This window comes from Mycobacterium sp. IDUB_28 (assembly GCF_055419285.1).
Window position 1 is genome coordinate 1 of sequence record NZ_JBVAXK010000026.1, and the last position, 14,999, is coordinate 14,999.

General features: G+C 60.9%; 10 protein-coding genes. 7 read left to right on the forward strand and 3 right to left on the reverse strand.

The window, feature by feature from the left end:
* Positions 1–162 precede the first annotated feature (162 nt).
* From ACZYZ9_RS26195 to ACZYZ9_RS26205, 3 genes are all read left to right on the forward strand, one after another.
* A complete protein-coding gene (locus tag ACZYZ9_RS26195; RefSeq protein ID WP_463829068.1) occupies positions 163–1,278 on the forward strand; it encodes a tyrosine-type recombinase/integrase in 1,116 nt (371 codons plus the stop codon).
* Positions 1,275–1,601 (forward strand): helix-turn-helix domain-containing protein, encoded by a 327-nt coding sequence (locus ACZYZ9_RS26200; RefSeq protein WP_463829069.1) that lies wholly within the window; start codon positions 1,275–1,277, stop codon positions 1,599–1,601. Before ACZYZ9_RS26195 ends, ACZYZ9_RS26200 begins: the two co-directional genes overlap by 4 nt.
* Positions 1,602–2,656: 1,055 nt before the next feature.
* Positions 2,657–3,820 carry a hypothetical protein gene (locus ACZYZ9_RS26205; protein WP_463829070.1) on the forward strand — a complete coding sequence of 388 codons (1,164 nt, stop codon included), beginning with the start codon at positions 2,657–2,659 and terminating at the stop codon, positions 3,818–3,820.
* A gap of 532 nt (positions 3,821–4,352) precedes the next feature.
* On the opposite strand, the gene ACZYZ9_RS26210 is transcribed toward ACZYZ9_RS26205, so the two are convergent.
* Both ACZYZ9_RS26210 and ACZYZ9_RS26215 read right to left on the reverse strand, forming a co-directional pair.
* A complete protein-coding gene (locus ACZYZ9_RS26210; protein WP_463829071.1) occupies positions 4,353–5,531 on the reverse strand; it encodes an NAD(P)/FAD-dependent oxidoreductase in 1,179 nt (392 codons plus the stop codon).
* 211 nt (positions 5,532–5,742) lie between these two features.
* Complete coding sequence (locus ACZYZ9_RS26215) at positions 5,743–6,357, reverse strand: mycothiol-dependent nitroreductase Rv2466c family protein (protein WP_463829072.1); 615 nt, start codon at positions 6,355–6,357, stop codon at positions 5,743–5,745.
* An 834-nt stretch (positions 6,358–7,191) separates the two neighbouring features.
* Here ACZYZ9_RS26215 and ACZYZ9_RS26220 point away from each other — a divergent pair.
* Positions 7,192–8,223 (forward strand): TQO small subunit DoxD, encoded by a 1,032-nt coding sequence (locus tag ACZYZ9_RS26220; protein WP_463829073.1) that lies wholly within the window; start codon positions 7,192–7,194, stop codon positions 8,221–8,223.
* Between the two features lie 210 nt (positions 8,224–8,433).
* Here the strand turns inward: ACZYZ9_RS26220 and ctaD are convergent, their stop codons facing one another.
* Positions 8,434–10,179 carry an aa3-type cytochrome oxidase subunit I gene (gene ctaD / locus ACZYZ9_RS26225; RefSeq protein ID WP_463829074.1) on the reverse strand — a complete coding sequence of 582 codons (1,746 nt, stop codon included), beginning with the start codon at positions 10,177–10,179 and terminating at the stop codon, positions 8,434–8,436.
* Between the two features lie 794 nt (positions 10,180–10,973).
* Here ctaD and ACZYZ9_RS26230 point away from each other — a divergent pair.
* The 3 genes from ACZYZ9_RS26230 to ACZYZ9_RS26240 all read left to right on the forward strand — a co-directional run bounded on the left by ACZYZ9_RS26230 (position 10,974) and on the right by ACZYZ9_RS26240 (position 14,688).
* Positions 10,974–11,405 (forward strand): MmpS family transport accessory protein, encoded by a 432-nt coding sequence (locus tag ACZYZ9_RS26230; protein WP_463829075.1) that lies wholly within the window; start codon positions 10,974–10,976, stop codon positions 11,403–11,405.
* 29 nt (positions 11,406–11,434) lie between these two features.
* A complete protein-coding gene (locus tag ACZYZ9_RS26235; protein WP_463829076.1) occupies positions 11,435–14,287 on the forward strand; it encodes an MMPL/RND family transporter in 2,853 nt (950 codons plus the stop codon).
* A gap of 152 nt (positions 14,288–14,439) precedes the next feature.
* On the forward strand, positions 14,440–14,688 hold the full coding sequence (locus ACZYZ9_RS26240; RefSeq protein WP_463829077.1) for a metal-sensitive transcriptional regulator: 249 nt from the start codon (positions 14,440–14,442) through the stop codon (positions 14,686–14,688).
* Positions 14,689–14,999 lie beyond the last annotated feature (311 nt).

The window sequence follows — 14,999 nt, forward strand, 5'->3', positions numbered from 1 at the left end:
GGAACGAGCGGAATTGCATCCACCGCAACATAATTGCGCGAATCGAGGTCAGCATAATGCTTGGTGAGTTGCGCTCCAACACTGCATCGGTTGCTCATCACCGAGCCGCTACCAGGCAACTTATACCTGGCGCATCATTGTTGTATCTGTTACAACAGAGATGTGGACGGTCAGTTGCCGGGCTCAGCGGCTCCGTCGTTGAACTCCGAGGTCCTTCTGTTGGACTCAGAAGCTACGGTGTTCCGTGCGATGTTGTCAGGTTGGGCTGATCAGCAGCGCGCTCGCGTGTGCAGGACGGCGACCATTGAAGCACGTGCGAGTGTGGTGAGCCGCTTCGCGGAGTTCACCGGAACGTATCCCTGGCAGTGGCGAGCCGACGACGCCGACGCGTTTTTCTCTCATCTGCTGTCGGGCACCGCACCGAAGTCTGATTCGACGGTGCGGGGATATCAAAACGCGTTGCGGCTGTTCTGCGGCTTCCTCACTGATCAGCGATATGGGTGGACATCGTTGTGCGCGGAGCGATTCGGGCAGACTCCCGCGCAAATTCTGCATGACTGGAACACGGTGAGCCACGTCAACGAGTTCGAGGGACGGTCGGGACGGCGCCCGCTGAGCTATGACGAGGTTCAAGAACTCTTCGATGCCGCTGACGGGTTGGTCGATCGGGCGCGACGTCACCATCGCAAGGGAGCATTATCGGCGTTGCGGGACTCAACGTTGCTGAAGGCCGTTTACGCCTATGGGCTACGTCGACAAGAAGCGGTGGGACTAGACCTCGTGGATCTCAGGTCGAACCCGAAGGTACCGTCCTACGGTCGCTTTGGCGGCGTGTTCGTACGATTCGGCAAGGCGACGCGAGGTAGTTCGCCGAAGCGGCGCGTCGTGCTGACGGTGCCAGAAATGGATTGGATCGTGACAGTCCTGGCCTGCTATCTGGATGAAGTTCGTCCGTGTTTTCGACCAGGCCGCCATCCCGCGTTGTGGGTGACCGAACGCTGCGGGCGACTGTCGAAACGCGCCGCCAATGAGGCCTTTACGGCGGCGCGCGATGCAGCGGGCTTGCCCGGGGACCTCGACTTGCACTCGCTGCGCCATTCCTACGTCACCCATCTGACCGAGTTCGATTACCCAGAACGCTTCGTGCAAGACCAGGTCGGACATTCCTACGCCAGCACTACGGCGATTTACAGTCACGTCTCCGATGAGTACCGCAACCGATTGCTTCGTGACGCGCTCACCAAACGCGGCATTGCTGTCAGGCAGGAACGGCAGTGATCAAGAAAATGGGCTATCAGTGGCGACTGCGTGCGCTGATGGCGCAGCGTGAGCTCTACCAAACAACCGACCTGGTTCCGCTATTGGCCGAACGTGGTGTAGTCCTGTCGAGGGAGCAGGTATTTCGCCTGGTTACTTCGCCTCCCCAACGGCTCTCCATGGATGTTCTCGCGGCGCTGTGCGACATCTTTGAATGCTCGCCCAACGACCTGATCGAAATCGAGACCGTCAATCAACCGGTCAAGAAGGTCGCGGGCGGCCAACCGCGAACACTGCCGACGGTGCGACGCACCACCGTGCGTCGCCCGGATCACAACTCATGAAAGGGTCCGCGAACTTCAACCCCGACGCGTGGCACCGGGTAGGCACTCACCTGGTCCACGCGCTTCCCGAGCTATCGGTTGCAGATGCCAACCGCCTCCTTCAAGATGCTCGAATAGACCGCCCCAAAACGCTGAACCAGGTCGACGCATATCTGGCCACTCATGGTGATGCGGTGCTCCACCCCGACGCGTCCTGCCCACGTGGGCTCATACGCCTGACGCGTGTGCTGCTGGCGGATGGCCGCACCTCGGTAGAGCCACCCGCCTGCACAAACTGTCAACAGCGTGCACCATTGACCGCGAGTGGTCCCACCGGTCGCATTTGCAGCCGCTGCCGAGATCGCAGTGAGCCGTTCACGTGCGCGCGATGCGCAAAGGCCTCTGTCAGCAGACGGGTCAAGCTTCTCGACGGGCTCGTTTGCACCAACTGTTACAGCCGAGACCCGTTGTCACGCAAACACTGCAGCAAGTGCGGACGGCTCGGTCGGCGAGCACGCCGACTCGCTGACGGCGGGGTGCTCTGTCCCACCTGCGCGCCGCCGCGCGTCGACATCTGTTGCAGATGCGGACAGCGTCGCCGCGCCCCGTACGTGACATCGGAAGGACGCATCTGCACTACCTGCTACGCCAGAGCCAACACGGTATGGGTATGCGGATTATGTGGGGTCACCCGGCGACGACAGAGCGGCAGTGTCCTGGGCCCGCACTTGTGCAGCACCTGCCGCGCTATCACGACGGCAACCTTTACCGGGATACGCTCATCACACTCGAAGTCGACCTGCGCGTTCTGCCAACAACGACGCAAAGTAGGACGCCATTGGCCGGCTGGACCCGTCTGCACGCCGTGCGTGCATAAAGCGAAAATGTACCCGTCACAATGCGCGTCCTGCGGCCGGCAGGCGGTTCTAATCGGATTTGACTCCAACGGCCGCCGGGTCTGCGGTCCGTGTTGTGGCTGCAAGCTTGATTACCGCTGCACCACTTGTGGCCAGCCGGGTATCCGCGCGTATAACCAATGCAGCCGCTGCCACACGGCCGAACTGCTGCGCAACGCCATGGCCGGGCCCGATGGTGCCATCCCGGGCCAACTAAAACCATTGGCGGATGCCCTTGCCAACGCCAATGATCCGCGCAGCGTAGCGGTTTGGCTCGGCAAGAGCGCCGCTGCCGAGCTCCTCACGAACCTGGCGTCGACCGGAACGACCATCACTCACGATGCACTCGACCAGCTCAGACCCGGCAGACACGTCAACTACGTACGTGAAATCCTGGTTCGCACAGAAATATTGCCGCCACGCAATGAATACCTCGAGCGGATCGAGCCATGGCTCAATCGATACCTCGCCAACCACGCCACCGAGCGCGCACAACTTGTCCGCAGCTACGCGATCTGGTACCTCCTGCACCGAGCCCGCCGAGCCAAACAACCACTAAGCATCGCCGGCGCGGCACGCATTCGCCGCCAGGTCTGTGTCGCATCGGAGTTCCTTGCCTGGCTCGAGACCCGCCGACGCACCCTTGCAACCATGAACCAGGCTGACATTGACACCTGGTTGGCACACGGCACCTGGCGACACCGAGAGGTCCGGCCCTTCCTGCGCTGGACCAACCAACGCCGCATCACTCACGGCGCCTCCGCCCCGGCTGTCCACCCCAGCCCGCCCTCAGTATTCATCGAGGAAGCCGAACACCTTGAGCAACTCCACCGATGCCTCAACGACGACACCATTGACATCGACCTTCGCGCCGGCGGTGCGCTCATCCTGCTGTACGGGATCAACACCAGCCGGGTACTTAGGCTGCGGCAGAACCAAATACACGTACAGGACGGCCACACCTACCTCACCCTGCGCGATCACCACATGGTCTTGCCTCCCAAACTCGCCCAACTGCTCGCTCAACTACCTCGTCCAACCCGGCGCTCCACCTTGCCTGAATCCTCGACAGCCGACCGGCTCCTGTTCCCCGGCCGCACCCCCGACCGCCCGGTCGACTCCGGCGGCTTCGGGAAGCGACTCAAAGACAGCGGCCTCACGATCCGAGGCGGCCGCAATACGGGCCTGATCGGGATGGCGGCAGACCTACCCGCCGCCGTCCTATCCGACCTGCTCGCCATCGATACCGTTACCGCCATGCGTTGGGCGGGGTATGCCAAACGCGACTGGAACGGCTTCGTCGCGGTACGTCGTACCGACGATCAACAGAGGACACTCGGATGAATACGGCGGCGCTCGGGAATGGACGGAGTTTCGGTTCGTGATGTTGACCGACCTGCGCAACCTAGGCGTGGGGCGAGTGTTCTCCTGGCCTGCGTCGACCACAGCGGACTAACCCATTGTGATCGGTCAGGTATGCGTGGCCGCCATCGACAGGCAATGCGGCAGTGGACGGGTGGCGCGTCATGCAGGCCAGGGATGATTCGACCCGCCAATATGGACACTGTGAGCGCAGTCACCCAACCCCGCGAGATAGGCCATGCCCGATGCGCGTGGCCGGCATTTGTGGACGAGAGTAACGCGAAGGCGATGACGATCGGGATTGGTGAGAGTCCGACTGATAGAGAAGGTACGGTCAGTCGGGCGACCAGCGTACTCAAACCCATCGACGCAGCAGCGCCTTTCGGATCGATTGCCGGGATCAACTGAATGCCTCTGCCGTTGTGGCGGCTAGCCGAAGTCCTCAGCGTCTATCCTTCCCCAAGGTCATCGGCACCGCTGTAGCAGCGCAAAGGTGTTTGGACGCGATCGTCGGTCAGTTTGCCTGTGAGTGAACGTCTTCCCATTCAGCGCGCCAGTCGCGTTCTTCGTTTTGTTTGTCGTGGTGCAGCTTTGGCGATGGCTGACTGAGGTGTATGGCGGGGTGGGGCATGGTGAAGAAATCGCCGCTCCCGAGGGCTGATTCGCCGTTGCCTGTGTCGATGTAGCAGTACCCCTCGCCGGAAAGTTGGGTGTGGGTGTCGGTCTTGCCCAGGTGCCGCAGTGCGTTGGCCGCAGCGGCTTTGGCGCCGTTTTTGGCGAAGATCGCGGCTTTGGGCAGCGGTCTGCCGGACGGGGAGGTGATGGCGGTCGTGTCGCCGATCGCGAAGATGCCGGAGTGCTTGGTCTCCATGGTGGTTGCGTCGACACTGATCCACTCTGAACCGTCCAAGGCCACGGCGGGTTCGTGCGGGGGCACGAACACCAGTAAGTCGAAAGAGGTAGTGACACCGTTCTCGAAGTGGATCTCCTGGTCGTCGGCGTCGATGCGGGCGACGGTATGTTCACCGAAAAACTCGATGTCATGCTCATTGAGCAGGCCGATCAGTTCGGGCCCGGCGAACGGTCCCGCTGACGGCATCGGGTGCTTTTCGGGGCTGTAGACTGAAATCTCTGTAACGTCACGGGATCCGTTGTCGCGCAGTAGATCTGACGCGAGAAGCGACCCTTCGTACGGTGCGACGGGGCACCGGTAGGGTTGCGAGGTCACCAGGAAGACCAGCTTTCCGCCGGAGAATGCCTGCAGTGCTAAGTGAGCTTGCGCGGCCGCCTCGGCGCTGTAGTAGTGCACCGCTGAACCAGAGTCGACTGCGGCGCGCAGTCCGGGGATGTTGTCGATGGCGTTGCGCGCGCCCGTCGCGATAACCAGGGCGTCAAAACCAAGCTCGGTCTTGTCGGCGAGTGTCACGGTTCGTGCCGCCGGGTCGATGGCACGAACCGTCCCAGTGACCCGATGGGCTCCGGCTAATGCCGTGGCGCTGGGTGTGATCGGGACGCTGTCGCGATCACGCCACCCACGCATCACCCACGGAAGGGTGAATCCCAGGAAATGCGAGAAGTCTTCATCGACCACCGTGACGGCGAGATCATCGAGGCTGACACCCGATTCAGCGAGTTCTTTGATGACGCTCAGACCACCGATACCGGCGCCGAGAATGAGTAGTTCTTTTGTCATGCCGTTTCCTTCCGTCTTTCCTGCTCGCCTATCGGATGCGAGTCCTTAATGGCTGCGCTGCGCCGTCGTCGGGGTGACCGCCACACCACTGCGCTGGATCCACCGCCCGTTTGACTGCTGCCACGTGCCGGCCGCATCCCGCCCAGGTCGTCTTGCCGCAAACACGGCAGCGTACGGGGTAACTCACGGCGATGGCCCGTCTCGGACGCTGCTAGTGCGTACGAGGACGGTTGAGTTGGCTGAATTCCGGTGCGCGCACCAACGTGGCAACGGCGTCGAACACAGCCAGCGTCTCGTCGGCGGCGGGAACGGCGGTGAAGACCGGCCCAAAAACGGTGCGGCCATCGATCGTGACCAGAGGACTGCCGCCGGTGTCCCCGAGCGCGTCCTGACTGCGCTGGTGGGACTTTGCGACTGCAGCATCGAGGGAGGAATCGCTCAGTGCTGCCACGCTGACATCTTGGGCACCGACCACCCGCAGGACATAATCGACGAGGTCTTCGTCCAGTGCCGCTGAGTGATCAAAGTACCGCTGGGCGAAGGCGAAGTACGCCTTGCTCATAACGTCGGATCCGAGTTCGTGCTGTAGCGCGGTCATGAGTCGCCCGACTTGTTGTGAGTCGTTCATGCGAGCCTGCTGCGGTGGCGGCAGTTCTTGGCCCGAATTGAGAATGGCGAGATTCATGAATTGCCAATCAATGTCAAATCCAGCCTTCTCGGCGGCGGCGGTCAGCCAACGAGCCGTTTTCCAGGAAAACGGACACACCGGGTCCAGCCATAGAGTGACCGTGTTCGTGCTCCGATCGGGTACCTGTATCTCGGTCAATGTTGCTCCCTCCTAGGACTTCCATTTCGCACTGATCCGTCTATTGCGGCGCTTAACGTCCCCTCGCCCTCAAGGCCATTGCCTAGCGCTTTCCGTGTGCGCGGGAAGTCAGCCCGCGGATCTCCACCTACGTCGGCGCGACCCCCTTGACGGCGACCCGATCTGCGCTTCGTCCTACGCGGCACCTCGGTGTTCACCGAGAAAAGGTGACAGTAGGTCGATTTTGCTCTCGCGCGGTCGTCATATGCTCGGGTCACGGCTATCTTCGCCTAGTTAGAGGGCTAATCACGGCTACCTACTAAATACCATACCCCCTAGTGTATCGGGCCGATCGGCGAGTGCTCGTTGACGGCATTGATTGGAGCGGCCGGCGCCTAGCGCAACGCCACGGTGGGCCGCGATGGCGGGCGGGCTCGGGTGCAGCGGTCCTGAATTGCATGGGAGAACTCGACGAGTCGCTTTGGATGCGACAGGTGTCAGCCTCGGCCTCAGGGGCAACATCTCGGCGTTTGGGACCGGTCTTGATGCGGTGTTCCGTCAATGACTATGCGCTGCAAGCGTTTCAGGCTATCGCTTTCCCGGGGGTGCACGAAGGGGTTCGGTCAGATGAATCGCCTTCGCGCGCGGGGCTAAGCCGGGGTGAGCGAACGCCTGCGGTATGCCGATGCGTCGCGTTCCGGTGTCTGGGTTACCGTGGGGGCGGGTCACCGGCGGCGGTGACTGCAGCCGATACCGGTCAGCCGCCGCTGTGCTGATGGGCGGGTCTGACGGGTGTGATCGGTATCCAGTGGCTGTTGCCGTCTCGGCCCTGTGTCGCCTGCGAAAGGGTATGCAATGCGTGACGAAGATGGACCTGCCGTGCGGTTGATCACGCGGGAGTTGTCGCCGGCTCTGGTGGTGCTGCCGCTGCGGCTCGTTGTCGGCTGGACGTATTTTTCTGCCTTTTGGCGCCGGGTGGTACTGGCCGACAAGCTAGATCCGCACTCGGTCGGTTATGTTGGCGAGAAGTTCAATAATTTCCTGCCTCAGGCAATGGTGATCAAGCCGGTTATCCATTGGCTGGTCATGCATCCCGACATCCTCAAGTGGTCCATGATCGGCTTCACGATGATGGAATCAGTGGTCGGTTTGTGTCTCATGGTTGGGCTTTTCACGAGGGCGGCGAGCGTGAGCGCTCTACTTCTAGCGCTGGGAATTCTGCTGGGCGCCGGATGGTTGGGGACGACCTGCCTGGATGAATGGCAGATCGGAATTCTGGGACTGGCGTCCGGATCGGCGCTGTTTTTCAGCGGTGGTGGCCTCTATTCGATCGACGCGGTGTTGCGGCACAAGAATCTTCGACTCACACGAAGCCGATGGTTCACCCGGCTGGGCTCCGGAGAGATGACCATTGGTAAATCGGCCGTCATCGCTGTCGCAGCGGTAGTGTTCGCCGTGGCGCTGATCACCAACCAATACTTTCACGGCGGCGTGTACGGGCCCTTGCGCAACAAATCGGTCAAGCCTGTGGTCGAGATCTCTGAGGCGATTATGGCGCAGGATTCTTTGCGGTTCACTGTTTATCGAACCGAGGGCGTCGATGTGTACGGCTCATTTTTGGTTAGTGTCGCTATCCTCGACGGTGATAAGACAATCTACAAAATTGCTGGACCTCAGTTGAGTGAACTTCCCGCCAACAACATCGTCAACTATCACGTGGCGAAGGTTCGAACGGGAACGTGCGGCCTCGTCATACCCTTGGGCGCCAAGGCGCAGATACTGATGAAGACCGGCAGCATAGCTGCCGACCCGAACCACCATTACACGCTACTGCTCACCGACGTCAGCGGCGTCCGCTGGCAACAGCAGATCACGGACAGTTTCTAACTTCGTTCGAACGCGATTGCGTTCGGCTACCGGTGCCCGTGGACGCGACTGCGCCTGAAACGGGAACCGAGGAAAACATCGCGCCTCACCACTTATGTCTTCTGCTTGCGTTTGGCGCGAACACCAGAACTGGTCGTCAGTACCGGCCGATGGTTACAGGCTGCCCCGCCCCTGCAGTTCGTTGCAAGTGGCGGCGTAGGCACTGAGACGTTAACTGCGCACTTCGACATCGTCGATGCGGGTCACATCGTGGCCCTCGTGGCCGTGAGCGCGGCCTACATGGGATTCGGCGCGCATCCGTTCGACCATGTGCGGGTAATGCAACTCGAACGCCGGGCGCTCTGACCGAATCCGGGGCAATTCGGTGAAGTTGTGCCGCGGCGGCGGGCAGCTGGTCGCCCACTCTAGCGAATTGCCGTAACCCCACGGGTCATCGACTGTCACCACCTCGCCGTAGCGCCAGCTCTTAAAGACATTCCAGACGAACGGAAACATCGACGCGCCCAAGATGAAGGCGCCGATAGTCGAGACGAGGTTGAGTACCTGAAAGTTATCGGTGGGCAGATAGTCGGCGTAGCGACGCGGCATACCCATGTCTCCGAGCCAGTGCTGAACCAGGAACGTGGTGTTGAACCCGATGAACGTTAGCCAGAAGTGCACTTTGCCTAGCCGCTCGTCGAGCAACCGGCCGGTCATTTTCGGGAACCAAAAGTAAGTGCCGGCGTAGGTGGCGAACACGATGGTGCCGAACAGCACGTAGTGGAAGTGGGCGACGACGAAGTAGCTGTCGGTGACGTGGAAATCCAATGGCGGGCTGGCCAGCAGTACACCGGTCAGACCGCCCAGCAGGAAAGTTACCAAGAAGCCGCAGGAGAACAGCATGGGTGTTTCGAACGTCAGCTGACCCTTCCACATCGTGCCGATCCAGTTGAAGAACTTGATTCCGGTCGGCACCGCGATCAGGTACGTCATGAACGAGAAGAAGGGCAGCAGCACCGCGCCGGTGGCGAACATGTGGTGCGCCCACACTGCGACCGACAGCGCCGCGATCGACAACGTGGCATAGACCAGGGTGGTGTAGCCGAAGATCGGCTTGCGCGCGAACACCGGAAAAATCTCTGTGGCGATCCCGAAGAACGGCAAAGCTACGATGTAGACCTCGGGGTGCCCGAAGAACCAGAACAGGTGCTGCCACAACAGAACTCCGCCGTTAGCCGGGTCATAAATGTGTGCACCGAGGTGCCGGTCGGCGGCCAGCCCAAACAACGCCGCCGTCAACAGCGGAAACGCGATCAACACCAGGATGGAGGTCACCAGGATGTTCCAGGTGAAGATCGGCATCCGGAACATCGTCATGCCGGGTGCCCGCATGCACACCACCGTGGTGATCATATTGACCGCCCCGAGGATGGTGCCCAAACCGGCGACAATCAGACCGGCAACCCATAGGTCCCCCCCAACTCCGGGCGAGTGGATGGCGTCGCTGAGCGGGGTGTACGCGGTCCAACCGAACTCGGCCGCGCCCCCCGGAGTGACGAAGCCCGCAATGGCGATCAACGCTCCAAATAAGAACAGCCAAAACGAAAAAGCGTTGAGCCGTGGGAAGGCGACGTCCGGCGCACCGATCTGCAGCGGCAGCACCAGGTTGGCAAACCCAAACACGATCGGAGTCGCATAGAGCAACAGCATGATCGTCCCATGCATGGTGAACAACTGGTTGTACTGCTCATTTGATAGGAACTGCAGGCCGGGGGCGGCCAGCTCCGCGCGCATCAGCAACGCCAGCAGCCCGCCGAGGAAGAACATGCCGAAGCAGGTAACGACATACATAATGCCGATCAGCTTGTGATCGGTCGTCGTGATCAGCTTGTAGACCAAGTTCCCCTTGGGCCCCAGTCGTGCGGGGTAGGGTCGACTGGCGACCAACGGGGGCGTTCGGGGTTCTGCAATAGACATGGCGATCAAGATTCCCTGGCTCATCGGCCCCAAACATCTGGCCGCACTGTCAAAACGTCACGAGAAGTCGTCCCGAACCATTTCCGTGATTGGCGGTGCGCGTCGACGAAACCGGTGACCAGGACTGCTTCCTTATGCCGCCGACGCTATTATGACTGTATACCCCGGCGGGTACCGTGACGCAATGCAACGGAAGCGAGAGGAATTCCTCCGTGACCGATGGACAGGACACCCGCATCAGGACTCAAATCCGCGGCGCCGCATCCGCTGCTTCCACGAGGACGTTGGCGGTATCGCCGGGATCAGTTAGGACGACCATCTTGCAGGCTTGAGGCCTAGTTCGGCGAGAAGATGGAAAGTCATCTGATCCTGGGTGCCTGCAATCCCCGTTGGCGGGCCTCAGCTTGTCGATGCACCGATGGGAAGTCTTGTCTACTAAGACGATCGCGGGATGTAATGAGCCATATGCGCGGCGGGTGGATTCCCACGGACTGAATATGTGATACGCGATCCCGGCTTGGATGCGGTCACATTTGTGAGCAGCAATTTGTTGATTTGTTGCTGACTTCATCTCCATGTGTCACGATGTACCCGTACCCGTACCCGTACCCGTACCCGTACCCGTACCCGCGAGCCGGTGAGTACCAGGCAAGGCCGATCCGCGCATACTCAGCCACAGGACGGGGTGCGTGCGCGGGGCGCTCCGTCGGGTGCAGTGCGTCCGCGACTCGTGAGCCGGTAACGCTCCGATTGCCGCGCACCGCGTTGGCCGACAAGTGAAGGGATTGCGCTTCTTGCTGAAATCTCTGAGGAAGCTGTGGGTGCCGCTGATTGTCCTGATTGCGTTGACTATTGGCGGGGTGTCGGTTGATCGGCTGCGCGGAGTGTTTGGCTCGGATGAGATCTTTTCTGCTACTGCCAGCAGCGCCGGACCGCTCGAAGCCTCGCATGTCAAACAGGTGGTATACGAGGTGTACGGACCTGGTGGAACTGCGGGAAGCATCAGCTATCTGAATAGGGACGCCCAGCCGAAACAAGCGTCGTTCACGGGTTTGCCGTGGTCATTTACGGTCACGACGACAGTGCCTGCGGTGATCGCTAGTTTGGTGGCTCAAGGCGATGGCGACGAAATCGGTTGCCGCATCACTGTCGACGGTGTCGTCAAGGACGAGCAATCTTCGACTGGACACCACGCGCAAACCTCCTGTTTGGTCAAGGCCGCGTGAGCACCGACACCGAGGGCCGTCCGGCATTCATGCGGTTCGTGCGGGCATTCGCCGTGCCGATACTGATCGCGTGGCTGCTGCTGACCGTCGCCTTGAATGTGCTTGTGCCGCCAATTGAGTCGGTGGCACGAAACCATGCGGTGACCATGTCCCCCCAAGACGCGCCCGCGATGATCGCCGCGAAACGTATTGGCGCGCAGTTCCACGAGTCGAATTCCGACAGCATCGCCATGATCGTCCTGGAAAGCGATCAACAACTCGGTGAGGCGGCGCATCGGTACTACGAGCGACTGGTCAATAGGCTGCGAGCCGACTCCAAGCACGTGCAGCACGTGCAGAACGTGTGGGGAGATCCGCTCACGGCCGCGGGCGTGCAGAGTCGCGACGGCAAAGCGGCTTACGTTCAAGTCAATCTCGCCGGTAACCAGGGCAGCACGTTGGGCAACGAATCCGTCAAAGCGGCACGGGAGATCATCGATGCGTCCCGGCCTCCGAGTGGTCTCAAGGTGTACCTCACTGGTCCAGCAGCGCTGAGTACGGACATGAATGAAGCCGCCGACAAGAGCATGCTGACCATGATGGGTGTGACCGGCGTCGTCATCATGATCATGCTGTTCCTGGCCTATCGCTCAGTCAGCACAGTGCTGTTGGTACTGCTCATGGTCGGTTTCGAGATGGGCACGGCCAGAGGGCTCGTCGCGCTCCTGGGCAACTACGATCTGTTGGGGTTTTCGACGTTCGTCGTGGCCATGCTGTCCTCGCTGGCGATCGCGGCGGGAACCGACTACGCCATCTTCCTGATCGGCCGTTATCAGGAGGCCCGCCAGGCCGGGCAGGATCGAGAAGCCGCCTACTACGCGATGTTCCGCGGGACCTGGCATATCATCCTGGGCTCGGGGCTCACGATCGCCGGGGCCACCTTCTGCCTACACCTGGCGCGACTCTCGTACTTCAAAGCACTCGGCATCCCGTCAGCCCTCGGACTGCTCGTCGTCGTCGTGGGAGCGCTCACCGCCGCGCCGGCCGTCGTCGCAGTGGCCGGCCGTTTCGGTTGGCTCGACCCCAAGCGGGCGGTGAAAGTCAGCGGCTGGCGGCGGATCGGGACCGCCACGGTGCGCTGGCCGGCCCCGGTGTTCGCCGCGTCACTGGTCATCGCCGTGGTCGGCATTTTGATCATGCCGAGCATGAAAATCAGCTACAACGACCGCTTCTATATCCCGGACACGCTGCCCTCCAGCGTCGGATATGCAGCCGCAGAGCGCCATTTCAGCGCCGCAACAATGAATCCCGACATACTGATGGTCGAAAGCGATCACGACATGCGCACCACCGGCGACATGATCATCCTGGACCGGATCGCCAAGGAAGTGTTCCGCTCACCGGGTATCGCCATGGTGCAAAGCATCACCCGACCCCTCGGTGGTCCCGTCCAGCACACGTCGATACCGTTCCAGATCAGCGCTCAATCAATTCCCATCCGCGAGAACCTGCAATTCATGCGCGACCGGGCCGCCGACATGCTCACCATGGGCGATGATCTCGGCGCCATGGTCACCTCGATGCAGAAAATCTATGCCGTGATGCGCGAGATGGCCACCACAACCCACCACATGCTCGGCGACATGGGTCAGATGAAAGCCACACTCGACGAAATCCGGAATCACCTCGCGGATTTCGACGACGTCGCGCGACCATTCCGGAGCTATCTGTACTTCGAACAGCACTGCTTCAACATCCCTGTCTGCTGGGGAGCCCGATCGGTGTTCGACGCGATCGACGGCGTCGACACATTCAGCAGCAACATGAACGCGTTGTTGAAAGACGTGGGGAATATCGATGCGCTCCTGCCGCAGCTGCTGCAGCAATTCCCGCCGATCATCGCCGTCGCACAATCGATGCGGGGCAGTCTGCTCACCATGCACAGCAGCTTCTCGGGCCTCGTCGAGCAGATCTCGCGGATGACAGACACAGCCAGTGCGATGGGCGAAGCGTTCGACTCCGCCAGAAGCGGCGACTACTTCTACCTGCCGCCGGAAGCCTTCACCAACGCCGATTTCCAGCGCGGCCTTCAGCTCTTCCTGTCACCGGACGGCAAAGCGGCGCGTTTCATCATCACTCACGACACCGACCCCGCCACACCGGCAGGCATCGACTCCGTCATCCCCGAACTCGACGCCGCACACCAAGCCGTTAAGGGAACCGCACTCACCGACGCAAAGTTCTACCTCGCCGGCACCGCCGCCATCTACCGAGACATCCAGTCGGGATCCCAATACGACCTACTGATCGTCGGAATCGCCGCCATGACACTTATTTTCATCGTGATGATAATTATCACCCGCGCCCTCGTGGCCTCACTGGTGATCGTCGGCACCGTCCTGTTGTCGCTGGGTGCCGCATTCGGACTGTCGGTCCTGGTCTGGCAACACCTGTTCGGTCTGGAATTGAACTGGATCGCACCAGTATTCGGCATGATCATCCTGCTCGCGGTCGGTTCGGACTACAACCTGCTCCTCGTGTCACGATTCCAAGAAGAAATCGGCGCAGGACTCAAGACCGGCATCATCCGCTCCATGGGGGAGACCGGAGGAGTCGTCACCGCGGCAGGCCTAGTGTTTGCGTTCACCATGATGTCCATGGTCGCCAGCGACCTGCGCTCAATTGGCCAGGCCGGCAGCACCATCGGCCTCGGTCTGTTGTTCGACACCCTCATCGTGCGCTCCCTGATGACGCCATCAATCGCAGCCCTCCTCGGACGTTGGTTCTGGTGGCCCCAAAGAGTGCGACCCCGACCCGTCAGTCCCTTCTCGTCGGATCATCGAGCGGCGCCACATGGTTCGCGCATTGGCACTAGTCGACAAATCGCCCCAGCAACGACCTAGGCCCATTAAGCGTTGGGGGCGACTTCACAGTGTTACTACACTCAACCTGCTTGTCCTCGCCAGGTCGTAACGCGCAAGGCCATACCCCCCCGGGTAGAATGGGTGATTACGCCGACCCTCATGGAGGACAAGTGATCGACGACATCGACCGTATGAACGATGTGCTCAGTAGATTGCGGCGCGCTCACGGCCAGCTTGGCGGCGTCATCACCATGATCGAGCAAGGGCGCGACTGCAAAGACGTGGTCACGCAACTCGCCGCAGTGTCGCGTGCGCTCGACCGCGCCGGCTTCAAAATCGTCGCCTCGGGTATGCGGCAATGCATCACCAACAAAGGGTCGGGGACTCAACCCCCCCTTACCGAAGACGAACTTGAGAAACTCTTTCTGTCACTGGCCTAGAAATATTCCGACCGGTTGTTTTCAGCCGCCGAGTGCGTATCGTCCTGCAGAGGCGAACTGCGGATTCCTCGGTTCTTGTTTTCGTCACCATCGATAATGGCCTTCGCGTCGTGTCGCGCGAGTGTTCGTAGTGCGGTCTGACAATGTCCAAGCGAAGGACTAGCTGTCGCAGGATAGCCGGCTAGTCAGCGGCGGAGTACCAACCCGACCTCTAGCTTCTGCATTAGGCGCACAATGTTCGCGGTAGAGGAATCGTGTCCTAACTTTCACAACGAATAGCGCACGTCCGGAATACGCGCACTCCGCCAGTA

Coding starts and splice junctions, on each gene's coding strand:
- ACZYZ9_RS26205 (WP_463829070.1), top strand. CDS start 2,657: ATGGCCGGGCCCGATGGTGCCATCCCGGGCCAACTAAAACCATTGGCG.
- ACZYZ9_RS26210 (WP_463829071.1), bottom strand. CDS start 5,531: ATGACAAAAGAACTACTCATTCTCGGCGCCGGTATCGGTGGTCTGAGC.
- ACZYZ9_RS26220 (WP_463829073.1), top strand. CDS start 7,192: ATGCGTGACGAAGATGGACCTGCCGTGCGGTTGATCACGCGGGAGTTG.
- ctaD (WP_463829074.1), bottom strand. CDS start 10,179: ATGTCTATTGCAGAACCCCGAACGCCCCCGTTGGTCGCCAGTCGACCC.
- ACZYZ9_RS26235 (WP_463829076.1), top strand. CDS start 11,435: ATGCGGTTCGTGCGGGCATTCGCCGTGCCGATACTGATCGCGTGGCTG.
- ACZYZ9_RS26240 (WP_463829077.1), top strand. CDS start 14,440: ATGAACGATGTGCTCAGTAGATTGCGGCGCGCTCACGGCCAGCTTGGC.